General features: G+C 63.4%; 29 protein-coding genes and 1 pseudogene. 6 read left to right on the top strand and 24 right to left on the bottom strand.

Features of this window, described 5'->3' with window-relative positions; all coding sequences use genetic code 11:
- Positions 1–146 precede the first annotated feature (146 nt).
- Positions 147–659: a DinB family protein gene (locus NLY37_RS03330; RefSeq protein WP_023684734.1), complete on the bottom strand. Its 513-nt coding sequence runs from the start codon at positions 657–659 to the stop codon at positions 147–149.
- A 68-nt stretch (positions 660–727) separates the two neighbouring features.
- On the opposite strand from NLY37_RS03330, the pseudogene NLY37_RS30900 reads away from it, so the two are divergent.
- A pseudogene (locus NLY37_RS30900) lies at positions 728–814 on the top strand (glutathione S-transferase family protein); the annotation flags it as partial.
- A gap of 121 nt (positions 815–935) precedes the next feature.
- Positions 936–1,571 carry a 5,6-dimethylbenzimidazole synthase gene (bluB, locus tag NLY37_RS03320; protein ID WP_023684733.1) on the top strand — a complete coding sequence of 212 codons (636 nt, stop codon included), beginning with the start codon at positions 936–938 and terminating at the stop codon, positions 1,569–1,571.
- A gap of 12 nt (positions 1,572–1,583) precedes the next feature.
- On the opposite strand, the gene NLY37_RS03315 is transcribed toward bluB, so the two are convergent.
- Positions 1,584–1,808: a hypothetical protein gene (locus tag NLY37_RS03315; protein ID WP_156933958.1), complete on the bottom strand. Its 225-nt coding sequence runs from the start codon at positions 1,806–1,808 to the stop codon at positions 1,584–1,586.
- A gap of 238 nt (positions 1,809–2,046) precedes the next feature.
- Between NLY37_RS03315 and ndk the strand changes: the two genes are divergently transcribed.
- Positions 2,047–2,469 (top strand): nucleoside-diphosphate kinase, encoded by a 423-nt coding sequence (ndk, locus tag NLY37_RS03310; protein ID WP_023701900.1) that lies wholly within the window; start codon positions 2,047–2,049, stop codon positions 2,467–2,469.
- Between the two features lie 65 nt (positions 2,470–2,534).
- Here the strand turns inward: ndk and NLY37_RS03305 are convergent, their stop codons facing one another.
- The 6 genes from NLY37_RS03305 to NLY37_RS03280 all read right to left on the bottom strand — a co-directional run bounded on the left by NLY37_RS03305 (position 2,535) and on the right by NLY37_RS03280 (position 7,712).
- A complete protein-coding gene (locus NLY37_RS03305) occupies positions 2,535–3,302 on the bottom strand; it encodes a YbaY family lipoprotein (RefSeq protein WP_023742334.1) in 768 nt (255 codons plus the stop codon).
- A 69-nt stretch (positions 3,303–3,371) separates the two neighbouring features.
- Complete coding sequence (locus NLY37_RS03300; protein WP_023742333.1) at positions 3,372–3,845, bottom strand: molybdenum cofactor biosynthesis protein MoaE; 474 nt, start codon at positions 3,843–3,845, stop codon at positions 3,372–3,374.
- A gap of 4 nt (positions 3,846–3,849) precedes the next feature.
- The gene (moaD, locus tag NLY37_RS03295) at positions 3,850–4,107 is read right to left on the bottom strand and encodes a molybdopterin converting factor subunit 1 (RefSeq protein WP_023673448.1); all 258 of its coding nucleotides are present in this window, start codon (positions 4,105–4,107) and stop codon (positions 3,850–3,852) included.
- A gap of 1 nt (position 4,108) precedes the next feature.
- Entirely contained in the window at positions 4,109–4,705 is a 597-nt protein-coding gene (gene pgsA, locus NLY37_RS03290) for a CDP-diacylglycerol--glycerol-3-phosphate 3-phosphatidyltransferase (RefSeq protein WP_023673449.1), read from the bottom strand.
- A gap of 170 nt (positions 4,706–4,875) precedes the next feature.
- Entirely contained in the window at positions 4,876–6,951 is a 2,076-nt protein-coding gene (gene uvrC / locus NLY37_RS03285) for an excinuclease ABC subunit UvrC (RefSeq protein ID WP_023689090.1), read from the bottom strand.
- Complete coding sequence (locus tag NLY37_RS03280) at positions 6,948–7,712, bottom strand: SDR family oxidoreductase (protein WP_023742332.1); 765 nt, start codon at positions 7,710–7,712, stop codon at positions 6,948–6,950. Before NLY37_RS03280 ends, uvrC begins: the two co-directional genes overlap by 4 nt.
- 411 nt (positions 7,713–8,123) lie before the next feature.
- On the opposite strand from NLY37_RS03280, the gene NLY37_RS03275 reads away from it, so the two are divergent.
- The gene (locus NLY37_RS03275; protein ID WP_023673452.1) at positions 8,124–8,774 is read left to right on the top strand and encodes an outer membrane protein; all 651 of its coding nucleotides are present in this window, start codon (positions 8,124–8,126) and stop codon (positions 8,772–8,774) included.
- A 63-nt stretch (positions 8,775–8,837) separates the two neighbouring features.
- On the opposite strand, the gene NLY37_RS03270 is transcribed toward NLY37_RS03275, so the two are convergent.
- From NLY37_RS03270 to NLY37_RS03260, 3 genes are all read right to left on the bottom strand, one after another.
- Positions 8,838–9,434 (bottom strand): glutathione S-transferase family protein, encoded by a 597-nt coding sequence (locus NLY37_RS03270; protein WP_023689091.1) that lies wholly within the window; start codon positions 9,432–9,434, stop codon positions 8,838–8,840.
- Between the two features lie 341 nt (positions 9,435–9,775).
- Entirely contained in the window at positions 9,776–10,165 is a 390-nt protein-coding gene (locus tag NLY37_RS03265) for a hypothetical protein (protein WP_023742331.1), read from the bottom strand.
- Between the two features lie 377 nt (positions 10,166–10,542).
- Entirely contained in the window at positions 10,543–11,271 is a 729-nt protein-coding gene (locus NLY37_RS03260; protein WP_023742330.1) for a DinB family protein, read from the bottom strand.
- A gap of 62 nt (positions 11,272–11,333) precedes the next feature.
- Between NLY37_RS03260 and NLY37_RS03255 the strand changes: the two genes are divergently transcribed.
- On the top strand, positions 11,334–11,957 hold the full coding sequence (locus NLY37_RS03255) for a TetR family transcriptional regulator (RefSeq protein WP_031198064.1): 624 nt from the start codon (positions 11,334–11,336) through the stop codon (positions 11,955–11,957).
- 97 nt (positions 11,958–12,054) lie between these two features.
- On the opposite strand, the gene NLY37_RS03250 is transcribed toward NLY37_RS03255, so the two are convergent.
- The 5 genes from NLY37_RS03250 to NLY37_RS03230 form a co-directional block, all read right to left on the bottom strand.
- Complete coding sequence (locus NLY37_RS03250) at positions 12,055–12,501, bottom strand: hypothetical protein (RefSeq protein ID WP_023673457.1); 447 nt, start codon at positions 12,499–12,501, stop codon at positions 12,055–12,057.
- A 202-nt stretch (positions 12,502–12,703) separates the two neighbouring features.
- Positions 12,704–13,126 (bottom strand): VOC family protein, encoded by a 423-nt coding sequence (locus NLY37_RS03245; protein ID WP_023684718.1) that lies wholly within the window; start codon positions 13,124–13,126, stop codon positions 12,704–12,706.
- Positions 13,114–13,617: a MarR family winged helix-turn-helix transcriptional regulator gene (locus NLY37_RS03240; protein ID WP_023705343.1), complete on the bottom strand. Its 504-nt coding sequence runs from the start codon at positions 13,615–13,617 to the stop codon at positions 13,114–13,116. Before NLY37_RS03240 ends, NLY37_RS03245 begins: the two co-directional genes overlap by 13 nt.
- Before the next feature lie 238 nt (positions 13,618–13,855).
- Positions 13,856–14,704: a 23S rRNA (adenine(2030)-N(6))-methyltransferase RlmJ gene (locus tag NLY37_RS03235; RefSeq protein ID WP_023705344.1), complete on the bottom strand. Its 849-nt coding sequence runs from the start codon at positions 14,702–14,704 to the stop codon at positions 13,856–13,858.
- Positions 14,705–14,711: 7 nt separating this feature from the next.
- Complete coding sequence (locus NLY37_RS03230) at positions 14,712–15,326, bottom strand: hypothetical protein (protein WP_023684715.1); 615 nt, start codon at positions 15,324–15,326, stop codon at positions 14,712–14,714.
- 182 nt (positions 15,327–15,508) lie between these two features.
- On the opposite strand from NLY37_RS03230, the gene NLY37_RS03225 reads away from it, so the two are divergent.
- Positions 15,509–16,666 carry an ATP-grasp domain-containing protein gene (locus NLY37_RS03225; RefSeq protein ID WP_031246321.1) on the top strand — a complete coding sequence of 386 codons (1,158 nt, stop codon included), beginning with the start codon at positions 15,509–15,511 and terminating at the stop codon, positions 16,664–16,666.
- A gap of 58 nt (positions 16,667–16,724) precedes the next feature.
- On the opposite strand, the gene NLY37_RS03220 is transcribed toward NLY37_RS03225, so the two are convergent.
- The 8 genes from NLY37_RS03220 to NLY37_RS03185 are packed head-to-tail and all read right to left on the bottom strand — an operon-like array spanning position 16,725 to position 23,497.
- Positions 16,725–17,018, bottom strand: coding sequence for an addiction module antidote protein (locus tag NLY37_RS03220; RefSeq protein WP_023672747.1), 294 nt, complete (start codon positions 17,016–17,018; stop codon positions 16,725–16,727).
- Position 17,019: 1 nt separating this feature from the next.
- Positions 17,020–17,307 (bottom strand): type II toxin-antitoxin system RelE/ParE family toxin, encoded by a 288-nt coding sequence (locus NLY37_RS03215; protein WP_023727340.1) that lies wholly within the window; start codon positions 17,305–17,307, stop codon positions 17,020–17,022.
- A gap of 45 nt (positions 17,308–17,352) precedes the next feature.
- Entirely contained in the window at positions 17,353–18,357 is a 1,005-nt protein-coding gene (locus NLY37_RS03210; protein ID WP_023824134.1) for a Rieske 2Fe-2S domain-containing protein, read from the bottom strand.
- Entirely contained in the window at positions 18,354–19,487 is a 1,134-nt protein-coding gene (locus NLY37_RS03205; protein ID WP_050588442.1) for a GNAT family N-acetyltransferase, read from the bottom strand. Before NLY37_RS03205 ends, NLY37_RS03210 begins: the two co-directional genes overlap by 4 nt.
- The gene (locus NLY37_RS03200) at positions 19,484–20,740 is read right to left on the bottom strand and encodes a F390 synthetase-related protein (protein ID WP_023824135.1); all 1,257 of its coding nucleotides are present in this window, start codon (positions 20,738–20,740) and stop codon (positions 19,484–19,486) included. The genes NLY37_RS03205 and NLY37_RS03200 overlap by 4 nt, the downstream gene beginning before the upstream one ends.
- Complete coding sequence (locus tag NLY37_RS03195) at positions 20,737–21,561, bottom strand: MBL fold metallo-hydrolase (RefSeq protein WP_023742325.1); 825 nt, start codon at positions 21,559–21,561, stop codon at positions 20,737–20,739. The genes NLY37_RS03200 and NLY37_RS03195 overlap by 4 nt, the downstream gene beginning before the upstream one ends.
- Complete coding sequence (locus tag NLY37_RS03190) at positions 21,558–22,562, bottom strand: NAD-dependent epimerase/dehydratase family protein (RefSeq protein ID WP_031246318.1); 1,005 nt, start codon at positions 22,560–22,562, stop codon at positions 21,558–21,560. Before NLY37_RS03190 ends, NLY37_RS03195 begins: the two co-directional genes overlap by 4 nt.
- The gene (locus NLY37_RS03185) at positions 22,559–23,497 is read right to left on the bottom strand and encodes a 3-oxoacyl-ACP synthase III family protein (RefSeq protein ID WP_245270981.1); all 939 of its coding nucleotides are present in this window, start codon (positions 23,495–23,497) and stop codon (positions 22,559–22,561) included. The genes NLY37_RS03190 and NLY37_RS03185 overlap by 4 nt, the downstream gene beginning before the upstream one ends.
- Positions 23,498–23,503 lie beyond the last annotated feature (6 nt).

Genomic DNA, 23,503 nt, shown 5'->3' with positions numbered 1-23,503 from the left:
CCACCTGGCCCCGTCACCGGGCAGCGTTGTGCCGACAGGGTCCTCACAACCCGGCTGGAATTCAGAGCTGGCGTCGGGGATGGATGGTCGGCGCAAATGTACCGGTAACGCTCCCGTGCGTTTAAACGGGAAGCGCGGTCAGGAGATCAGGCGTAGGCGCGGCCTTCGTCGGTGCGTTGGAAAAAGGCTAGGTCGAGCTGCACCGAAGGCCGGCCGAGAATGGTCAGGATGGCGTGCGCCTGGCCGCGGTGATGGGTCTGGTGGTTGAAGACGTGTCCCAGCGCCGGCGCCAGCCGCTGCGAGACGGTGCGCATGTCGGAAACGGTCATGTAGGAGAAGCGGCCGGACAAAGCCTTTTCGGTCAAACCGCCGACCCAGTCGACGATCCGCCTGTCCTCGGCCTCACGCGCCAGCTTCAAGCCAGGCAACGCGCGGTGCAGGATGGCGTCGAGTTTTGCCGGCGCGTCGCCCTCGCCGGTGAAGCGTTTCATCCAGATGCGGTCGGTGGCCAGCAGATGGTTGAGCGTGCCCATCATCGAGCCGAAAAATGCGCCGACATCGCGGTTGAACTCTTCTTCCTCAAGTGCGGCGACGGCATCGTAGATGCGGCCATTGGCCCATTGATTGTAGGCCGCGAACATCATGAAATGCTGTTTCATCTTTTTCCCGCCGACGAGTTCCGCTTCAGCCGCAGGCGACTAATTAGACCGCGAGGGCGCAGCCGCCAATGACCATTCTGTTCAATGAACTCGTCGGACACGACGCGACCCGTCCGTTCAGCCCGCATTGCTGGAAGGAGGCGGCGGCAGCAGCTTAGAGAATAGGCAGTAGGCAATAGGGTCCGAGCGCTGTACTGCCTACTGCCTACTGCCTACTGCCTACTGCCTACTGCCTACTGCCTACTGCCTATTCCCCACACAAGTCTCCTGATCGCCATGCCACCACCCCCCGATTTCACCGATGATTTTCGCGCCGGGCTGGTCACGCTGCTGCGCTGGCGCCGGGATGTGCGGCGCTTCGAGCGGACGGCTTTGCCCGAGGGTACGCTGGAGCGGCTGCTGGAGCTTGCCAGCATCGCGCCGTCCGTCGGTCTCAGCCAGCCGTGGCGCTTCGTGGTGGTCGACAGCGCCGAGCGGCGGGGCGCGGTGAGAGACTGTTTCGAGCGCTGCAATGCCGAGGCGCTGGCATGCTTTTCGGGCGAGCGCGCCGCGCTCTATGCCCGGCTGAAGCTCGCCGGTCTCAGTGAAGCGCCCTGCCAGTTCGCGGTTTTCGCCGATAGGACAACGCAACAAGGCCATGGGCTCGGCCGCATGACGATGCCGGCAACCATCGACTATTCGGCCGTCATGGCGGTGCACACGCTGTGGTTGGCGGCGCGGGCGGAAGGCATCGGCATGGGTTGGGTGTCGATCCTCGATGCGGCCGAGATGGCCGAGATTCTCGACACGCCGCCCGAATGGACGCTGATCGGCTATTTCTGCCTCGGCTATCCCAGCGAGGAGCATGAGATGCCGACGCTGGAGCGCGAGGGCTGGGAGCGCCGGCGGCCGCCCGTTGTTATCAGGCGGTAGTGATACTGACAGTCACTTCGCGCCGTCTTTGCCGACCAGCTTGACGCAGATCGGGTCGCCCTTCGGCATCGGCGTGCATTGCCATTCGGGGCCGAAGCCGAAGTTCGTATCTGTGCGGCGACCCAGAAAGAGCAGCAGAACAAGGCCCACGGCAGCAAAAATGCCGATAGTCAATAGGCTCCCTTTTATGTCGCCCGGCCTGAGGTGGTGGTAGGGCCAGCGCGTCCCGTCAAACATGGTCCGATGTCTTTCCGTTCCGCTGATTTCCCTTCGAAACCGTGCGTGCCTGCGCAATCGCCATTTTCCCGCAAAGCCTTGCCTTTGACCAGAGCGTTGCGAACAGCCATGCGGGCGGTCGCGGTCGAATAACGCTGCCGGGGCGCCTCCCCTTGGCAATGGGCCGGGCGGCTTGTATAGAGCCCGCCACTCCACATTCCGATCTCAAGACTTTCCATCTCAAGACAAGGACGACCCCATGGCGCTCGAACGCACCTTTTCCATGATCAAGCCGGACGCGACCCGGCGCAATCTTACCGGCGCCATCACCAGGATGCTGGAAGAGGCCGGCCTGCGCGTCATTGCCTCGCGTCGCGTGTGGATGAGCCGCCGCGAGGCCGAAGGCTTTTACGCCGTCCACAAGGATCGTCCGTTCTTCGGCGAACTGGTGGAATTCATGTCGTCGGCGCCGACCATCGTGCAGGTGCTGGAAGGCGAAAACGCCATTGCCCGCAACCGCGAAGTGATGGGCGCGACCAACCCCGCCAACGCCGCCGAAGGCACCATCCGCAAGGTGCACGCGCTGTCAATCGGCGAGAATTCCGTGCACGGCTCCGACGCGCCGGAAACCGCCGCGCAGGAGATCAAGTACTGGTTCTCCGACACCGAGATCGTCGGCTGAGCCGACCATCAGCTTTGAATCGACAAGGCCGGCTCATTGCCGGCCTTTTTCGTTGCTGCCCGTGATCAACTCGCTGCGTTAAATCGCAAAATGTCACGGCCGTCCTTGTCGGCGATGATCAGCTTGCCGCCATCGACACGGTATGACGCCGCCTTGGCGAGCGCCTCGAACAGCGCCTTTTCCTCGGCCATGATCTCCGGCGCGCAGGCCTTGTAGGTCGAGCCGATGTCGCTGATGACGATGGTCTCGCCATCGACCTTGGCGGTGGCGAAATAGGCGTTGCACGGGCCGCTGCCGCCGGCCTTGCCGGCTTCGCTGACCCGGAACGTCGCCTGCGGCTCCGAAATCACGCCGATACCGTCGATATACTCGACCAGCCAGCTCTGGCCGAACAGCGAGGCCGAGGTCGGCTTGTCGCTCGGCGCCACCATTTTCAGCACAATGGGCTGCGGCGCGTCGCTGAGCGGATCGACCTGATAGCGCGAGTCCGTAACGAACAGCAGCTTGTCGTCGGCGGTGATGCGCGCCTGCAGCGCATAGGTCATGTTGGGCCGGATCACCGTTGGATCGAAGCTGATTTCGAACTTGATCGGCACCTGGCCGGCCGGCGCTACCTTGCGCTCGCCGACAATGGCGGCCGGCGCATCGGCCAGCGATACATCGGCAAGTTGAATCGACAGCACGGCGTTGGGCGGCAGCGCGATGCGCTCGCGATACATCACCTCGCCCTTCAGGGTTTTCTCGGCGGCGACGGAAGGCTCGGGAACGGCCAGAACGCCGATAACCAGCGGCACAAAACCGAAGACGAAGAATTCGGCGATCCTGTCCAGCATGCCCTTGCTCCCTTTTTGCCGATGCGATTTGGCCAAGGGAATGCGGTCAATACATGGCTGCGCCGAGATTTATTCGGGCCGCGCCTTCCAGCGCGCCGCAGCCTGGTCGTCGGCGTCCTTGGCCTCGACCCAGCCGCCATCGCTGCCGTCCACGCGGTGCTCCTTCTTCCAGAAAGGCGCACGCGATTTCAGGAAATCCATCAGGAAATTCGCCGCCTCGAACGCCGCCTGCCGGTGTGACGACGCCGCCACCACCAGCACGATGTTTTCGCCCGGTGCGATCTTGCCGTGGCGGTGGATGACGGTCAGGCCTTGCAACGGCCAGCGCTGAAGCGCCTCGCCGGCGATCCGGCTGATTTCGGCCTCGGCCATGCCTGGATAGTGCTCGAGTTCCAGCGCCGACAGCTGGCCCTGCTCGTCGCGGCAAAGTCCTGAGAAGGACACTACGGCGCCGATGTCGGCGCGACCCCCGGTCAGTTTCGCGATCTCGGCGGCAACGTCGAAATCGTCGCGCTGGATGCGCACCGTCGGCGCGCCGGACATGGTGTCAGCCCCCGGTCATCGGCGGAAACAGCGCGATCTCGCGCGCGCCGGCTATCTTCTCGCGATGCTCGACATGTTCCTGGTTGATGGCGACGCGGATCACATCAGGATATTGCAGCGCGTGCTCATATTCCTCGCCACGCGATTTCAGCCAGCGCAGGAGGTCGGCCACCGTCTCGATACCGGCGGGCAGTTCGACATCCTCTTCCGGCTTGCCGATCCGTTCGCGCACCCAGGCGAAATAAATGAGCCGGGTGATCATCTCACTCGTCCATGATGTGCTTGAGGCCGGCGCGGAAATAGTCGTAGCCGGTGTAGAGCGTGACGAGGGCTGCGATCCACAGCAGCACCAGTCCGGTCTGCGTGGTCAGCGGGAAGATCTTGTCGCCGGCAGGCCCAGCCAGCAGGAAGGCGATGGCGACCATCTGGATGGCGGTCTTCCATTTGGCCAGCTGCGTCACCGGCACCGAGACTTTCAATGCCGCCAAATATTCGCGCAGCCCCGAAACCAGGATTTCGCGGCACAGGATGATGATTGCCGCCCACAGCGACCAGCCTGCGATGCCGGCATGGCGGTCGGTGTCGGCGGCGAGCAGCAGCAGGCAGGTGGCGACCAGCAGTTTGTCGGCGATCGGGTCCAGCATCTTGCCGATGTTGGACGTCTGCTGCCAGGCGCGCGCCAGATAGCCGTCGAGATAGTCGGTGATCGAAGCCAGCAGGAAGATGATCAACGCCGACCAGCGGGCGAAGTCGCTCGATTTCAGATGCCCCTCGAGAAAAAAGCACAGCACCACCAGCGGCACCGCGACGATGCGGGCGTAGGTAAGCATGTTGGGAAGGTTGAACGCGCGCTTGGCCATATCTCAGGGACTCTTTCTGCCTGCGTACTCAAATCAGAACCGGATGTAGGGGGTCAACAGGCGAGATTCGATTGGCCAGACGAAAATAGCGCGCGATTGCCGGGATTCGCGTGGCCTGCGAGAAAAGAACGGCTGCTGCCATTTGATCGGGACAGCGGCGTCACCGGCGCTCAGCTCTCATGGAAATGATTGTAGACGAGCTTGGCGACCTGCTCTGAAATACCGTCGACCTTGACCAGATCCTCGACTGCCGCGCGGCTGACCGCCTTGGCAGTGCCGAAGGCCAGCAGCAGCGCGCGCTTGCGACCGGGACCGATGCCGGCGATCTCGTCGAGCGGGCTCTTGACCAATTCCTTCTTGCGCCGCGCGCGGTGCGAACCGATGGCGAAGCGATGGACCTCGTCGCGCAGCCGCTGGACGAAATAGAGCACGGGATCCCGCACGGGGAGTGAAAACGAGTCCCTGCCTCTGACGAAAAAACGCTCGCGGCCGGCATCGCGGTCTTGGCCCTTGGCGATGCCGATGGCCGCCACGCGATCCTCGATGCCGAGGTCGGCGAGGATCTTGCGCACCGCGCTCATCTGGCCCTGGCCGCCATCGATCAGGATGACGTCCGGCCAGGCCGGGAAGCTGCCGGAGATGTCTTCCTCGATGTCGTCGCCTGCTCCACCGGCTGCCGCGTCGTCGGGAACGACATCGCCATGTTCCTTCAGCAGCCGCGAAAAGCGCCGTTCCATCACCTCGCGCATCATGCCGAAATCGTCACCGGGCGTGATCTCGGTCGAGCGGATGTTGAATTTGCGGTACTGGTTCTTCACAAACCCTTCCGGCCCGGCGACGACCATGGCGCCAACGGCGTTGGTGCCCATAATATGCGAATTGTCATAGACCTCGATGCGCACCGGCGGCTTCGGCAGGCCGAAGGTCTCGGCAAAGCCGGCGAGCAGCCGGCCTTGCGTGGAGGTTTCGGCCAGGCGGCGGCCGAGCGCCTCGCGGGCATTCTGCAGCGCGTTGTCGGTCAAATCCTTCTTCTCGCCGCGCTGCGGCACCGAGATCGACACTTTACGGCCGGCGCGGGTGGACAGCGCTTCGGCCAACAGTTCCTGATCCTGGACGCCTCGCGACAGAAGGATGTTCCGTGGCGTCGGCTTGTCGTCATAGAACTGCGCCAGGAACGAGCCCAGCACTTCCGCCCCCTCCAGTGCCGGATCGGCCTTGGGGAAATAGGCGCGGTTGCCCCAGTTCTGGCCGGTGCGGAAGAAAAACACCTGGATACAGACCTGGCCGCCCTCCTGATGGATGGCAAAGACATCGGCCTCGTCGACCGTGGCCGGGTTGATGCCCTGATGGCTCTGCACATGGGACAGTGCAGCCAACCGGTCGCGATAAATGGCGGCGCGCTCGAAATCGAGCTCCTGCGAGGCCTGCTGCATGGCGGCAGAGATTTCGGTCTTCACCTTCTGGCTGCGGCCCGACAGAAAATCCTTCGCCTCGCTGACCAGCTCGGCATAGTCGCTATGCGAGATCTCCCCGGTACATGGACCGGCACAGCGCTTGATCTGGTAGAGCAGGCACGGCCGGGTGCGGTTTTCGTAAAAGGAGTTGGTGCAGCTCCTGAGCAGGAAGGCGCGCTGCAGCGAATTGATGGTGCGCCCGACCGCGCCGGCCGACGCAAAAGGTCCGAAATAGTCGCCCTTGCGCGAGCGCGCACCGCGATGCTTGTAGATGCCGGGCGAGACGTGATCGCCGGTCAACAGGATGTAAGGGAACGACTTGTCGTCCCGCATCAGCACATTAAAACGCGGCCGCAAGCGCTTGATGAGATTGGCCTCGAGCAGCAGCGCTTCGATTTCGGTGCGGGTGACGACGAACTCCATCGTCGATGTCTCGCGCACCATGCGGCCGATGCGGGCGGTGTGGAACCGGCCTTGCGCGTAGTTGGTCACCCGCTTCTTCAGGCTGCGCGCCTTGCCGACATAAAGCACGTCGCCGGCAGCGTTCATCATGCGGTAGACGCCGGGCGCATTGGGCAGCCGCTTGACCAATGTCTGGATGACCTCCGCGCCGACCATGCCGTCGGCGTCGCCGGCATGCGGCGCCCAGTCTATCGCTGTGAAGGCGACATCGGGCCCGGTGGCCTCGGGCTCGACGATCTCCTCGACCGCTTCATCCTCAAGCTCGATGTCAGGCGGCATATCGTCGGCGGCGCCGGCGCGCGTCTTGTGTTTCTGGTCTGCGGGACTCATTCCACCATGCCTGTCACATCCGGCGTCTGCCATGCAAGATGCTGGCCGCCGTCGAGCGCGATCATCTGGCCGGTCACCGAGCGCGCCTCCCAGAGATAGCGGATGGTGGCGCCGAATTCGGCCAATTGCGGGCCGCGCTTCAGAATCAGGCCATCGACCTGCTTTTGGAAATCATCATCGTCCTGGCGCGCATTCTTCAGCGCCGGACCGGGACCGATGGCGTTGACGCGGATGCGCGGACCGAGCGCCTGTGCCAGCATTTCGGTCTGCGTCCACAGGGCCGACTTCGACAGCGCATAGGAGAAATAGCGCGGCGTCGGCCGCCAGACGCGCTGGTCGATGATGTTGACGATCAGCCCCTCCTGCCCTTGCGGCAAGGCGCGGGCGAAGTTTTGCGCCAACAGCGCCGGCGTCTTCACATGGATGGCGAAGTGAAGGTCCCATGCCGCCCAGTCGAAGTCCTCGACGCTATCGTCGACGAACAGCGACGCATTGTTGACAAGAAGCGTGACCGGGCCGAGCGCTGCCGCGGCGCGGCCGACGAGATCGCCAACCGCATCCATGTCGGTCAGATCGGCGGCTACCGCGCCGGCGCGGCCGCCTCCGTCCCTGATGTTCGCAGCCAGCGCGTCGGCCTCGGCGGTCGAGCGGTTGGCGTGGATGGCGACGGCAAAACCGTGCGCGGCCAGATCCTCGACGATCGCCTTGCCGATCCGCTTCCCCCCGCCCGTCACCAGCGCCGTTCCGGCGGCTTCGATCATCTGTCAATCCTCAATCTGCGCCTCAATTCGGCTGGCGGCACATTGTGACGCGTCCAGGGGTTAAATGCCGTTTCCACCTGGGGCAGGAATGTGGCGAAACGGCTTTTTCGCCGCCGGCACCGCCCCGGATTCGGGTCGGCAGGACCGCAATATAGGACGCTGAACCCGTTGCACCAAGCCGAGTGCAGTGCAGCATCGCCTGCGTACTGACATTTCGCTGTTGCGAAGATGCAACGTCAAGCTTCGGCCTCATTCGTGCCGGGGAATGACCCATTTTCAGGTTCGCTGCCGCCGCATTTTGACACGACATTCGGAACCGTTGAGTGCCAGATCCGTTTCACCCCCCGGACGGGTTGATGGCGCTCAGGACAAACAAGCCTACGTGTCTTGTGGCTTAAGGAGTAAACAACAATGCAAACCAATCTCAAATTCGCGCCGCTCGCGGTTGCGCTCGGGCTCTTCGCCCTCAGCGGTACCGCTTTTGCTGCCGATGTCGTCTCGGAAGAGCCCCCGGCGCCGGCCCCGATCGCCGAGCTCCCCGTCGCTTCCTGGGCCGGCCCGTATGCCGGTCTCAGCGCCGGCTACGGCTTCAGCGGTCATGCCAAAGTCCAGGACGGCGGCCCCGACATCAAGACCAAGGGCTTTGTCGGCGGCGTTTTCGGCGGCTACCAGTGGCAGCAGGAAAACTTCGTGTACGGTGCTGAAGCCGATCTCGGCTACAATGGCGTCAAGGGTGACAGCGGCGGCGTCAATTCCAAGGGCGGCTTCGAAGGCTCTCTGCGCGCCCGTCTGGGTTACGCCGTGACCCCGGAAATCCTGCTCTACGGCACCGGCGGCGGCGCCCTGAAGAACCAGAAGGTCTCGGTCCCCGGCGACAGCGACAGCAACACCATGCTCGGCTGGACGGCCGGCGTCGGCACCGACATCAAGATCACCGACAATGTGTTCGGCCGTGTCGAGTACCGCTACACCGACTTCGGTTCCAAGAGCTTCGACAGTGTCGGCACCAAGGTCAAAGAGAGCGACAACCGCGTCACCTTCGGCGTCGGTATGAAGTTCTAACTGTCGTTCAAGCCACGACACAAGAAAGCCGGGCCTCGCGCCCGGCTTTTTTTGTTTCGCCCGTCAGGCCGGCACAGCCACCTTCAGCCCCGGAAACTTCTCATCGAAACGCGCTGCCCAGCGGGTCAGGCGGCCGCGGCCCTTTTCCCATTTGCCGGCGAAGCGCAGAGAGAGGTAGCCGAGGCAGGCACGCAACGCCAGCTGGCCAAGCGTGATCTTCTTCGGCAGCTTCGGCGGATTGGCGTTGAGGAAATCGAGTGCGGCGGTGATCTTGGTCCACTGGCGATCGAGCCAGGGTTGATAGACCATCTCCTCCGGACGCGTGCGCCGCTCATAGACCATCGACAGCGCGCAGTCGCATATGCCGTCGGCCAGCGCCTCCAGCACTTCGGCCTCGAGGCGCTTGTCGGCATTGCGCGGCAACAACAGGCTCTTGGAAGCGCGGTTGAGATGCTGGGTGATGGCGCGGCTGTCGTGGATCGAGCGGCCGTCGTCGAGCACCAGCACCGGAATCTTGCCGAGAGGATTGGCTGACATCAGTTCAGCAGGCTTGTCCTCGGTCTTGACCGGCACCAGCTCGACGGCAATGCCGGCATGGAGTGCTGCCATGCGCACCTTGGAACTGTAGGGGGATGAGGACGCGTAGAGCAGCTTCGGCATGATCGGTTCCCTGTTTTCGGACGGCCAGTGCATGTCGCTCAACAATGCGGCTCCGGTCTTGAGAACGACGCGCGTAAAACAAAGGTCTAGAGCGCGTCGCCTGAACCCCATCGGATGCGACCGCCTTAGTGTTGGCCGATCTTCCCTGAGGGAGCAACTGCCAGAAGGGCAAAACCAGGCGGCCAATCCGCCGACAATGAAATCGCCAATGCATGTCTCACAGAAGTGGCGTCAATTTCGAGAGAACGACATGCATCAAAACAAGACCTAAATCACAACAAAAAAGCTCCCGGGAATCTGCCAGTCGGCAAAGTTCCCGGGAGCTTTGAGATGGTCCGCTGTTACTTCTTCTTGGCGGCTGGCTTTTTGGCCGGTGCAGCCTTCTTCACAGCTGCCGTCGACTTGGCGGCGGCGGCCTTCATCGGAGCCTTGGCGGCGGGTTTTGCCGCTGTCTTGGCTGCCGGCTTCTTGGCGGCGGGCTTGGCTGCTGCCTTCGCAGCAGGCTTCGCCACAGCCTTGGCGGCCGGCTTCTTGGCGGCGGGTTTCGCTGCTGCCTTGGCGGCGGGTTTTGCAACTGCCTTAGCTGCCGGCTTTGCCGCTGCCTTGGCGGCCGGCTTTGCCGCTGCCTTCGGTGCTGCCTTCTTTACTGCTGCAGGTTTCGCGGCAGCTTTCGGTGCCGCTTTCTTTGCCGGCGCTTTCGCCGCCGGCGCCTTCGTCGTGGTCTTTGCCATGCGATGCCCCTTGCGTTTGTGCCGATGGCCGTGAGTGACCCGGCGAGCTAATGCATATCTGACTCGTGCGTATCTAGCCAGCGAAGCATTACATAGAATTTTGCAGATTAAGTTTCGGTTACGCTGAGAGCATGATCGCAATGATCGGCACAGAAATCGGCAAAGAATCTTCCCGCTTCGCAGCGAACTATTGCGAGAGAAATCTCTGATATCGCGACTCACACGATCTTCTCGTCAAGCTCACATTCTCTTGCAACGCCGTCGATCTCACGCGGTCATCGGCGGCCTATCGGATGGCAACAATCATCGCACAGCAGAGGCTGATCTTGCTTCATCCCAACGGTTGCAGGAACAGCACTAAACTAGACGCGAGCTTTTTACTCGTATATCGAAAGTGGTTGGATGGAAGCCAGGAAAGACAGCACTTGAAGGGACAGCCTGTTGTGTCGGAGTTTCCCAGACGAGAAGGGAGATCGCCAGCTTCGGCGCAAGAGATGCCTAACGGAAATGGGAAACGAAGATCGGGGAATCCTCCTCCCGGGAAGCCGCGATCCCTTGGAAGCCACGGGGTGCAGGCCCCTAAGCGCCAACCGCTCGCGCACCTGCAGCCGGCGCGAAGGCTCGGCGTGGTGGAGGTGGACGGCAAACGTATCCCACGGCGGCGCAATGCCGATCTGCATCAGGATCCGCCCGATCTCGCCGCGGTGATAGCCGCCATGCGTGACGACATGTGTCAGCATTTCCTGGCGTGACATCATCGCCCTGTCGCCGTCGGTGAAGGTGAAAGCCACAGGCTCTGACATGAGCTTTGGCGAGACGGCTTCGATATAGTCGAGATACCAACGATCCATCGCAGCGACATCAGCGCTCAATTCATCGAGTGCCGGTGTGTCCTCGGTGTTGTTGGACGCATAGCCATGACGCGTGCCGGAAAGATGCGCGGCGAATATCTTCGATACGACAAGGTTGTGGTTGATGAGACGGGTCGCCGTGTGGCTCTGATCGATATGCTCCTGCTGGTCGAGGCCCGCAAGCTTCTCCAGCAATTCACCGTTCGCCCAGGCTTGATAAACGAAGAGGCTGCGGAGCAAATCCAGCGCGTCCATGGTCTATATCCTTTGCAAAAAATGTGAGTATGTTATCTATATTCTTGGCTGCTGGAGCAGACATGTCTACTCGCATTGCAAAGCCGCGCTCACGCATGCGCAAGCAGCCGCGCCAGGCGCGTTCGAGAGCGACGGTCGAGGCGCTCATCGAAGCCGGTGCTCATGTTCTGAGCGCGCTCGGCTGGGCCGGCTTCACCACCAACAAGGTGGCCGATGCGGCCGGCGTCAGCATCGGCTCGCTCTATCAATATTTTCCCGACAAGCTGTCGCTGGTCGAAGCAATTCGCCGGCGACATTTCGATCAGGTGCTGTCGGTGATCGCCGAATCAGCAGAAGGCGACAAGCCGCTCAAGCGATTCGCGCAGGAGCTGGTGCGCGGCATGATCGATGCGCACAGCATCCATCCGACGCTGCATCAGGTGCTGCTCGACGAGGCGCCGGGCGATCGCGGCTCACGCGCCGCCCATGCCTCGTTCCAGTCGCGCTATCTGGATCACTACACGGCGGCGGTGGCGCAATATCGCAGGCGCAGAAAGGACAATGAGACCGTGGCCCGGGTGCTGTCCTCAGCGGTCGAGGGCGTCATCCACAATGCCGCGCGGCGAGACATGCTCGACGCGCCGGAACTGCAGAAGCAGTTGGTCGAGCTGATCTGCGCTTACGTATCTGGTGGGAAGGCGGTGTGAGGCAGCGGCAGCAGTTCGGAGATTGGCGAATCCGGAGCGACATCAGATCTCCCCCTTGCGGGGAGATGGCAGGTTCAACGGCGGTTCTTATCCGACCTTAGCGCAGGACGCGGCAGCGGCCGTTGTAGACCATCCAGCGGTCGAAGCCCGAGACGCAGAATTCGACATTGTCGCCGATCGAGGCAAAACCCTGGCCTTCCTCGATCAAGTACCAGATGGTGCGGGCGCGGCCATCGGAAAGGCTGACGGTGGCGCCGCAATAGCGGCGGCCGATCGGCCATTCTTCGCTGGCCGGGAGATAGCGATGCTGGTGGATGCGTTGAAAATCGGTGATCGAAACATCCGGCAGATGCGGCACGTGATGCACCTGGTAGGAGAAGCGGCTGGAGATCTTGCTTAGCACCCATGCCTCGCCGCAAACGCCGCTGTCCTCGTCGGAATAGACGGAAAGGTCGGCGGCCTGTGCTGGCTGGCCAAGGGGTGCGGCCAGCGGCGTGCAAAGCGAAATCAGGGCAGCAAGAGCGGATTTGGCAAAGCGAGTCATGGCAGCCTCTCAAAGGTCGACTGCGCCCACTTTGCGGATTCGGCGGCGCGCGGTCAAGCGGTCGCCCTGACGATGGTTTCCCGCTCCGCAACCGGTTTTGCCGGTGCGAAGCTGCGAAACCACGTCCTGACCTTCGAAAAAGCTCGCCTTGCCCATTAGGAAAAGCGGCCTGCCCATGGCCGGCGGGCCGCCGAAACCCGGTTCAGCCTTGCTTGGCGTCGCCCTGCGGTATGGCGGCCGGGTCCATCCACATCGCTTCCCAGACGTGGCCGTCAGGATCGGCCAGGCTGCGATTGTACATGAAGCCATAATCCTGCTGGGCGTTGATGTCGGCGGCGCCGCCATTTTTCGCCGCCGCCTCGTTCATCGCATCGACCGCCGCGCGGCTGTCGCAGGACACGGCAAGCATGACCTCGCTCGAGGTGGCCGGCGGGATGGGGCGATCGGTGAACTGACGCCATTTGGCATGGGTGAGCAGCATGACGTTGATCGTTTCGCTCAGCACCATGCAGGCTGCGGTGTCGTCGGTGAAGTGCGGGTTGTTGTCGAAACCGAGAGCTTTGTAGAAGGCCATCGACGCAGCGAGGTCGGCGACGGGCAAGTTGACGAAGATCATACGGGGCATAGCGTCTCCTTGACAGTACACAGTTGAAACCGGACCGGCGTTGCGCCGGACCATCCTCCGATGCCTTCTCTCAACGCACCGGTTTTGCTTTGCCGCGCACCCTCTCGGTCTGCGCCTTCTGCATCGCTTCGACCTCTTGATAAGCCGAGCAAAAACTGCATCTCGGCCGCCGAATATTTCTCCAGCAATGCGTCGCCCGCCTCGAGGATCGGATGGTAGCAGCGCCGGACGAGTTCCTCGGTGCCCGCCGCGACCATGACCTTGCGCCTGTCATCGGGATCCGGCTGGCGGCTGACGAAGCCGCGCTTTTCCAGCCGGTCAATCAACGTCGTAACCGCCGCCGGCGTGAGATTTGTCTCCCTCGCTACGACGTTTGCCGGCCGCGGGCCGTGACTGATCGCGCCGAGACAGCGGCGCTCGGCAGCGCTCAGCACATAGATTTCGGCAACGGTCCCATCGAACGTTTCAACGGCATCCTGCCAGCGCGACATCGCGAAGCCTATCGCGTTGACCCGTTCCTTTTTGTCGATCTTGGCTTCGATTCGAAATCTAATAATTAGACATCTATCTATCTGATTCTGGGATTAGCGTCAACGCCAAGCCGATTAGATGTGCATCTCCATGGTTTCGGTTCGTTGAACACAGCTGAGCATTCGCGGATGGCGCCACCGTCAAAACTTCTAGCGACTTTGTGTCTTTGCCGCGGGCGTCGCCCGCTGCGAAGCGTCGCTACTCCCCGGCCAGCCATTCCAGCGACCAGTGCGCCGGCTTTTCGACCGCCAGCAATCTGTGCAGGACCGGCAGCACGATGCGCAGTTCGCGCTCCAGCGTGAAGGGCGGGTTGACCACCACCATGCCGCTGCCGTCGAGGCTTGGTTCACGCGATGCCGGCCGGATCTCGAACTCGATGTCGAGCAGTTTTGGAACGCCGGATTGCTTGAGCGCCTTGCGGAAGGCGATGATCGCTTTGCGGTCCTTGATCGGATACCACAGCGCGTAGATGCCACCCGGCCAGCGCCTGTGCGCTTTCTGCATTCCGTCGACCAGGCGGTCGAATTCGCCGGCTTCTTCGAACGGCGGATCGATCAGCACCAGGCCGCGCTTTTCCTTTGGCGGCAGATGCGCGCCAAGCGCCAGCCAGCCGTCGAGTTCGATCACCCTTGTCTGGAAATCGCCGGCAAACAGCGTCTTCAGCCTGGCAGCATCTGCGTCGTGCAATTCGATCGCCGACAACCGGTCCTGCTTTCGCATGAGGTACCTGGCGATCAATGGCGAGCCCGGATATTTCTTCACCCCGCCATCGGGATTGAGCGAACGCACCGCTTCAAGATAGGGGGCAAGCAGCGCAGCCGCCGATTTTTCGATCGGGGCGTGGATGAGGCGGCCGATGCCGCCTTGCCATTCGCCGGTCTTTTGCGCTTCCGCCGACGAAAGATCGTAGCGGCCAATGCCGGCATGAGTGTCGACGACACGGAACGCCTTGTCCTTTTGCTTCAGATAGTCGAGCAGAAGGCTGAGCACGACATGCTTGACGACGTCGGCGAAATTGCCGGCGTGATAGGCGTGACGGTAGTTCATGCTGCGCTCATGTCGAGGAGCCTCTGCCCCAACGCGGCGGTGGCGGCTTCGAGTTCGGGTTCTCCGGCCGGCGACCGCCGAAAGCCAGAGTAAGCAGGAAGCCGATCAGGCCGACGGCCATCAGCCCATAGCCAACCGGCCGTGCGCGTTGATCGATCTCACCGGCGCCGGAGCGCAGTATCAGATCCACTGCGCGTATCGGGATATCGTCGGCGTCGCCCGGGCCGGCGGTGAAGAGATAGGCGCCTGGACTGACGGTTTCGATCACGCCGGCCTCGTCGCGAAAGATCTTGTCGGGCAGTTGCGGGCTGACCTGGCGCGGATTGTCGGCGTGGTTGAATTGCAGCGTCGAGGCAAGCACCGTGCGCCCGGCTGTGGCGGCAGTCAGCGTCAGCACGGTGCGCTGCTGCGAGACAATGCGCTCGGCCTTTGCCGTCAGGTCGACCAGCACTCTGACCGGCGCGTCGCCAGCTTTCAGCGTCACCGTCACAGGCCTAAACCGTCCCTGGTCGTAGACGCGCCAGGTGCCGATCTCGTGGCCGGAGAAATTGCTCATGGCCCAGGGATAGACGAAGCCAATGGCGGCGCCGGCAAGCAGTATCAGGACAAACAGAAAGCGCATTGAGGAGATCCGGGTGTTCGACAGATTGCCAATAACGCCCCGAAGGCCAAAAAGCGATGGCTGACGCAGCGGAGCCACCTTTGTGGAGTGCGTTGGCGGCACGCAAGCCATGTGGCACTTATGGCGAATGAAGCCTTCCGCAGAAGCATCGACTCGTCTTTTCCAACCGATGCCGGTGGCTCATGCCCAATAGCACCGTGCTGATCACCGGTGCCCGCGCGCCGGTGGCGCTGCACCTGGCGCGGCTGCTGCATGGCGCCGGTCGCCGGGTGATCCTGGCCGACAGCCCGGCCCGGCCGATCGCCGCAGCGAGCACGGCCTGCGCCGCCTACCATCGCCTGCCGCCGCCGCGCTTTGCCGCCGACGCCTATGCCAAGGCGGTGGAAGCGCTTGTCCGCGCGGAAGGCATCGAACTCGTTATCCCGACCTGCGAGGAAGTCTTTTATCTCGGTCGTCTCTGGCAGCACCGCGCCATGCCGGCCCGCCTCTTCGCACCCGAGATGGCGATGCTCGCCCGCGTTCACGACAAGCATGCCTTCATCCGGCTGGCGCAGAGCCTTGGGCTCGACGTGCCGGAAACGATACTGCTGCAAAGCGAGGCCGATCTCGACGGCGTTCGTGGCCAATCGCGCGAATTGGTGTTCAAACCTGTGTGGTCACGTTTTGCCCGTGACGTACTGCTGCGGCCATCGCCGGACGAACTCGACGCCGTCCGCCCCTCGCCCGCCGCTCCTTGGGTGGCGCAGCGCTACGTCGCCGGTGAAGAGATCAGCGCCTATGCGGTGGCGATCGAGGGTGAACTCAAAGCGCTGGCGCTCTACCGTTCGCTCTATCGCGCCGGCCAGGGCGCCGGCATCTGTTTCGAGCCGGTCGAGGATATCGCGGCGCGGCGCTTCGTCGAAACCTTCGTCGCCGGCGCCGGCTGGACCGGCCAGATATCCTTCGACCTGATGCGCGAGAACAACGGCAGGGTGCTGCCACTGGAGTGCAATCCGCGCGCCGTGAGCGGCCTGCACTTCTTTCGCGATCCGCGGCGCTTCGCCGACGCGGTCCTGGAGGATGGCGCCGAGGTGAAGCCCGACGTGACGGCGCCGCAGACGGTGAGGCTTGCGATGTGGATCTACGGGATGCCGGCGGCACTGCGCTCCGGTGGTCTCGGCAGCTTTCGCCAGGCGATGCACGATGCCGATGAGCTGCTCGACTGGCCGGGCGACCCCGCGCCGAAGCGGGCGCAGTGGCGCACGCTGGCCGAGATCGCCGGCACAGCACTGCGCCAGCGCATCAGCCTTCAGGCTGCGTCGACGCGCGATATCGAGTGGAATGGGCCGGAGCAGGACTAGTCGAGTTGAAGCGGAACTTCCCGTTTTCAGCTGAGTGCGTAAGTCCTGCTAAGGTTGCCTAAACGGGATTAACTGGCTTTGCGGACAATTGCAGGCCAAGCGCCTTGGTTACGCCCAGCAATGTACTGAGGCGCGGATCGCCCTTTTCGCTCAGCGCCTTGTAGAGTGCCTCTCGGGTCACGCCGGCGTCCTTCGCTATGCTTGTCATGCCGCGGGCGCGCGCGACAATGCCGAGGGCGTGCGCAATATAAGTCGCGTCCCCGGTCTCGAACGCATCAGCGAGCAGTTCGGCTTGAGACTCAGCATCATCAAGATATTCGGCGGCGTCGAATGGTGTGGTTCTGAGGGTCATATCAAACTTCCTTTGCCATTTTCCTGGCTTTTCCGATGTCCCTGTCCTGCGAGCCTTTGTCACCGCCGCAGAGCAGGATAATGACCGTGTTGCCGCGCCGGACGAAGTACACGCGGTATCCCGGACCGTAATCTACGCGCAATTCTCCTATGCCATCGAAGAACTTGGCGTCTCCCGCCAGCCCAGCCTGAACGCGGACAATCCGTTGGGTGATCTTCTTTACGGCGCGAATGTCCGTGAGCCCTCTGAGCCATTTTCGGAATTCGTCAGTGGATCGAACTTCGATCATCCGTGAACTATAATTTACAGCAGAACTGGAATCAAGTGCCGTGAATTACAGCTCGATTTGGTGCACCCGCGGCTCTGCCGCCGCCGGTGGCATCTTGCCGTCGATGATCGCCGCTATGTCGCGGCGCAGGAAATCCAGCGGGCCGATCGCCGGCTGAACCTGCGGCGATATACGGGCGTTGTCGCTGGCCGATTTCAGCACACGGCGATCCTGCTGCAGGGCAAAGGCAAAGAGCGGCCGGAAAGCAAGCGCCTTGAGTTCGCCGAACAGGCCCTGTCGCGGGCCGATCAGCCAGCCGACGCCTTCGACGGTCCGTTCGTCCGCCTGACGCAAATGGAAAGTGGTCGCCAGCGCCAAGCCGCCCTTGCCCCAATATTCGAGTTCGACGATGCCGGGATGGCGGTAGCGGCCGATGGTCCTGGCGCGCTCGCCTTCCAGCAGCCGGCTGACCAGCCCCTGTTGGCGGTCCTCGCCGGTGTAGCAGCTTTCGACCCAGCCCTTGCCGCCGGTCACCTCGACGCGCACGAGATGGCGCTTTGCGGTCAGGCCGCGCAGCACACCCTTGTGGGTGAAGTGGGTGTGAGTGGCGTCGAGAATGTTCTCGGCGGCGTCGAGCACCGTCGATCGCGCCGAGCTTCGCACCCGCTTCACGACGACATCCTTGCCTTGCATGCAATGGAGATAGGGCTCGCCCTCAGGCGTGCCTGCCGAGACGAAGACGACGCCGTCGCGCTCGATCGCGCTGTAGCGGCGGACACGGTAATGCGGGACGTCGCCGACATGGCCGGGAATGGCGGTGCAGCGCCCTTCCCCATTGTAGCGCCAGCCATGATAGGGACATTCGATCTCGCCACCGACGACCTTGCCGGTCGAGAGTTCGACCAGGCGGTGAGCGCAGCGGTCGAAGAGGGCTGCAATCCCCTGCGCCGAGCGGAACAGCACCAGTGGCGCGCCGTCGAACAGGATGCGCTTCGGCTTGGCTTTGATATCGGCAGACCGCATCACCGCCTGCCAATAGTCTTTGTCTTTCTGCTGCCGGGTGTCGCTCAAAGTTCAAATCTCCTGAGCAGGGGAATGCCGATCTTCGCGAGCACAAATTCCATGATCCGCACCGCCATGCGTTGGCGGCGCGGCAGATGGGCAGCATAGACGGCGTTGTATTCCACCGTCGCCACGGCGCCGCGCAAGCGTTTGAAGGCGGCGGCACCGGCGCTCATGTTGAAGAACAGGCTGTGCGCCATCGCATGATCCTGCGCCAGCGCCATCATCATGCGGTAAAGGCCTTCGCTCACCCGGAGGCCGGTGTCGTAGCCGACGATGGGCTGCGTCAATGTCCTGCCGTTCTGAGACAAAGCGGCGACGGCGACCAGTTCACCGCCGGGACGACGCAGGCCTGCCAGTTGCAGGATGCCGCGACGGTGCGTCTCGCCGATATAGCGGGCCGTGTAGTGCGGGTTGAGCGGCGTGTATTTGTCGAGATAGAGCATCCGGTAGAGCGCTTCGGCGCGCGCATAGTCGGCCTCGGTGAAGTCGCCATTGCCGACCTGCTCGAAAGGCGTCGTGGGCAGCCGCTTGCGGTCGCGCTTCATGTCGTTGGTCATGGCCGAACCGTCGCCTGCGAAGATGTAGATCTGCCGCGCCGCCAGCATTCGAAAACCCTCCGCCTTCAGCGCTGCGATTGTCGAGGGATCGGCGATCTCGTTCAGGGAGCGGATGAGAACAGCGCGATCGGGAAAACGCGCGGTGAGATCGTCGCGCATCGCCGCGACCGCGTTGCGATCGAGCAGCGGCACCGGATTGGTCGAATAGAGCCAGTTGTTGACCTGAACCTGATGGTCGAGGCCGCTCATCCTGACCAGCGGCGCGCACAGGCCGATCAGCATCCGCATCGTTTTTTGCAGCAAGGGCGAGGAGACGAAATTGCGGGTCTCGTCGATGGCATAGTCGATATAGGCGCTGGACGGGCAGCAGATGTAGCAGTTCGGCGCTTCGCTTCTGTCGTTCAGCGTCAGCGGAAAGGAGCGGCCGGCGATCTCGAAGGTTTCGACAGCCACTGTCAGATTGCGCACGAGGTCGCGCACCGGCACCTCGTTGAATAGCTGAACGAAGGCTTCGACCTCACGCGGGTTGTTTTCAACCTGGTCCACTTGAGCGACCGGCAATGCGGCAGGCCGATTCACGTCCTCATCCCCAGTCGGCATTCTACACGGCGCAGTTTACGGCTGGTCTCCAGCGGCAGGCTCTTGCGCAGGAGGCTGACTCTCACCGTCGCCTGGCGCGCGGCCAGTAGCGTTCGCACGGCTGCATGCGCGGCAGTGGCGGCTTCGTCGGCGAGCTCGGGCGCAAGGCTAAGTTCGATGACGTCGGCAGCGGTCTGGACCAGGCGGAAATCGTCGATGCGCCGGTCGGCCTTGAGCACCGCATTGCGTAGTATGTCGGGCGTGACGAGGAGCTGCCCGTGCGGCGAGGCGAGCCGGAAAGCGTCGTCCATGCGGCCGACGATCTCGTCCAGCGTGCGCAGCGGCGAGCCGCAGCGGCATGGCTTTTCGGACAGCCGCAGCAGATCGTTCATCCGGTAGCGCGCCATGATCTGGGTCCGGCGGCGAAAGGCGGTGATCAGCGGCATGGCCAGGCCGTCGCCGGCCGGTTCGAACTCGAAGAACACCGAATCCTCGGCCAGATGCAGCCCGCCCTGGCGGCAGGTGACGGCGAACAGCCCTTCGGTCGCCATGTAGATCTGGTCGAGCTGACGACCAAAGAATGCCTGGATGACCGGCCGGTCAACCGGGTCGAGCGTTTCGGCGGCGCTGAAGACACGCTGCGGCTTGAGCCTAAAGCCCTCGACCGCGAAGTGCCGCAGCATCTTCGGCGGCGCGATGATCACCGTCGGCGCGAAACCTTCGAGAGCGCCGCGCCAGCTCTCCGGACCGCGCGTCAGATCGAAGAAGCGCAGGTCGATACGCCGCGATTTGCGCGCGCTATCGTAGAGCCCGGTGTTTTGCGGCAGGATCACCGCAACCCGCTGCCGGCGCCAGAGCAGATCGGGCACTGCTTTGGCCAGGATGGTGCCCAGCCAGCGGTATTTTTCCGCTTCGGAAATGATGAACAGGCCACGATTGCCCGACGTGCCGGTGCTGGCGCCGACTGTCAGTTCACCAATGCGGCCATCGCCTGCCTGCGCCTTCCAGGCCTCGGCGGCCGAGACGCCGCGGATGTTGAAGCGCTCGAAATTGCCCATCAGCGTCGCCTTGTCGGTCACCGGCAGATCGCCGAGATGACGCGGCGTCTTGCCGTAGAACGGCGCGCGCGGCAGGTCGCGGTCGAGAAAGCGGCGCAAGGCATGACCTTGCCAGCGTTCGAAATTCTCACGGCTCTTGCGCGAGAGCCATTGCGTCAACACAAACGAACGGGCCGCTTCCGTCGGCCCGTTCATGCGCTCTCTCCGGCCAGATCGTAGGCCGTCACCGCCGGATCATGACAAAGAACAACCTCGCCGCCGGTCGCCAGAAACCGGCGCAACATTACGCTGGTCGGCTCGATCGCGGCGGCATCCTCGGCCAGCAGGGTTGCCGGCAGACCGGGAGTTCGGTTTTCGACAAGGGCCGCGAACAACCATTGCGCGTCGACGGCGTAGAGCAGCGGCCGCTCGAGATTTGGGAACGAAAGGCCGAACTGGCCATCGGCATGGCCGGGCAGACCGACTGCGATGACGCTGCCGTCGCCGAACAGATCGGCGCCGCCTGGCACGCCGCCGCGAGGTTCGATCCGCCGCTTCGACGACAGCCCGTCGAGCCGGCTCTCGAAATCGGCCGGGAACAGTTCCTTGAAGACGCCATGGCGCAGATTCTGCCGGGAAGTCTTGGCCTTCGCCCGCGCCCAGGCGGTGTCATTGGCGATAAGCCGAGCGTTGGGAAACAGCGACAGGCCCGACATGTGGTCGGCATGGAAATGCGTGACAATGACGGTGCGCACATCCTGCAAAGACAGGCCGAAGCGCGCCAGTACCGCGAGCGGCTGCTCGGCTTCGTTGAGCTGGGGCCGGAGGATCGCACTGTAAAGACGCAGCGCCGTGCTGCGCCCACTGCCTTGTGTCACATGCGGCGTGTAGCCGGTATCGATCAGGACGGGGCCGGCTCGCGGATGCATGATCAGGCCGTAGCGGACACGTAGCCTGACCTTCGCCCAGCTGCCGCCGCGCAGGATCAGGCGCTCGGCTGCGCTGACAGAGGCGCTGTTGGCGAAGACGATCTTCACGCTGCCCTCCTGCTTTCCATCGCCTTGCCGAATGTGCGATCGAGCCCTTCCTCGAACGACACTTTCGGCGCCCAGCCGAGGATGCGGCCTGCCTTGGAAAGATCGAGGCTCTGCGCATAGGCGAACAGGCCAAGACCGTAGCGCGTCACCGGCGGTTCCGGGCAGCCGGGCAATATATTCGCTACCGTCTCCGCTATCCCGGCCGCCAGCATGGCGGGCCAGAGCGGCATTCTGCGCCAGCGCGGCTGCACGCCGGCGCGGGCGCAGGCCGCCTCGGCAATGCGGCGGACCGGCACCACTTCGCCGCCGGAGATGTTGAATACCTGTCCCTCGGCAGCGCTGCCGGCGGACAGCGCGGCAAGCACCGCATCGACGACATCCTCTATATAAGTGAGATCGATGCGCGCCTTGCCGTCGCGAAACAGCGGCAGCCGGCGCTGCCGTGCCACCTGCAGCAGACGCGGCAGCAGCGTGCGGTCGCCGGGACCGTAGAGGCCGCGCGGCCGCAGCACCACCGGGCTGATCTCAGGCGCCGCCAGCACGATCTCCTCGGCCTGCCGCTTGGTGCGGGCATAGTGGTTGACCGGAGGGGGCAAGGCCGCATTCTCGGAAACTCCGAGCTGGTCGCGATAGGCGAAACAGACCGTCGGGCTGGAGATATGGACGAAGCGGCGCACGCCTTGCCCGCGCGCGAAATCGCTGAGGTTGCGGGTAGCTGTGACATTTGCCGTCTGGAAATCCGCCAACCTGCCGAAGGGCGCGGAAAGTGCCGCGCAGTGGATGATCGCATCGACGCCGTCGAGAGCGCGCGCGGCAGCTGCATCGAATGGTTGAGACAAATCGAGCCGAACGACCCGATGACCAGCGGCTTCGAGCGCCGCGCAGCGTTTGGCGTCCCTGCCAAGACCCAGCGCCGGTGTGCCCAGTGCAGCCAGCCGCGCCATGACATGCGCGCCGAGGAAGCCGCTGGCGCCGGTGACGAGGACGCGTCCCACGGTCATGCTTCCAGCGCCATGCCGCCGAACGACACGCCGGCCGAGGTGCCGAGGAACAGCACTTTGGCGCCGGGCACAATGCGTTGTTCGCGGCGCGCGACGTCGAGCGCAAAGGGGATGGAAGCGGCGATCTGATTGCCGTAGCGCGCCGCGATGTCGACCAGCTTTTCCCTGGCGAAGCCGGTCTGGCGCGCCATGTGGGCGAGCGCCAAAGGGCTCGCCTGATGCGGCACGACGAGGTCGACATCGTCGTGCCGCCAGCCGGCGCGATCGAGCAACTCCGCTACAAAGCCGTTGAAATGGCGTGACGTGACGCGAAACAGTTCCTTACCCTCCATGTGGAACAGGCTGTGGCGGGCGAATTCCTCAGGCTCACGATGAAAGTCGAACCGGGTGCCACCGGAGCCGATGCTGCAGGCCTCATAGGCGGAAGGGTAGGTGCGCATCAGGTTGGCCGCGACCCGACCCTCGCTTGGGGCCTGTTGCAGCACGGCGGCCGCCGCGCCATCGCCGAAGAGGGCCGCAATTTCCGGCTGGTCCTGCCACGGCAGGGCGCGCGAGGCGATTTCAGACGAGAACACCAGCGCCGTCCGGCATTGCCCGGCCTCGATCAGGCGCGACGCGGTCTCGAAGGCTGTGAGGAAGCCGAGGCAGGTGCTGTTGACGTCGAAGGCGGCCGCCGACCCATCGGCAAGGCCGAGGCGCTGCATGACCAGCGGCGCCGTCGACGGCAACGGCTGGTAAGGCACGCCGCAACCGCCGATGACCAGATCGACACTGCCTGCCTCAAGTTCGGCATCGGCAAGCGCCAGACGGGCTGCGGCACAAGCAAGGTCGACCTGCGATTCGGCCTCGCAGACATAGCGTTCGATGATGCCGGTCGCGGCCTCGAAATGTCCATCGCCAAACCCCAGCCGCGCATCGAGGGCGCGCGACGTCACGCATCG

Source organism: Mesorhizobium sp. C395A (assembly GCF_030323205.1).
Taxonomy (GTDB): Bacteria; Pseudomonadota; Alphaproteobacteria; order Rhizobiales; family Rhizobiaceae; genus Mesorhizobium.
The sequence above is the reverse complement of the archived record's forward strand: the minus strand, read 5'-3'. Positions and strand labels throughout refer to the sequence as shown.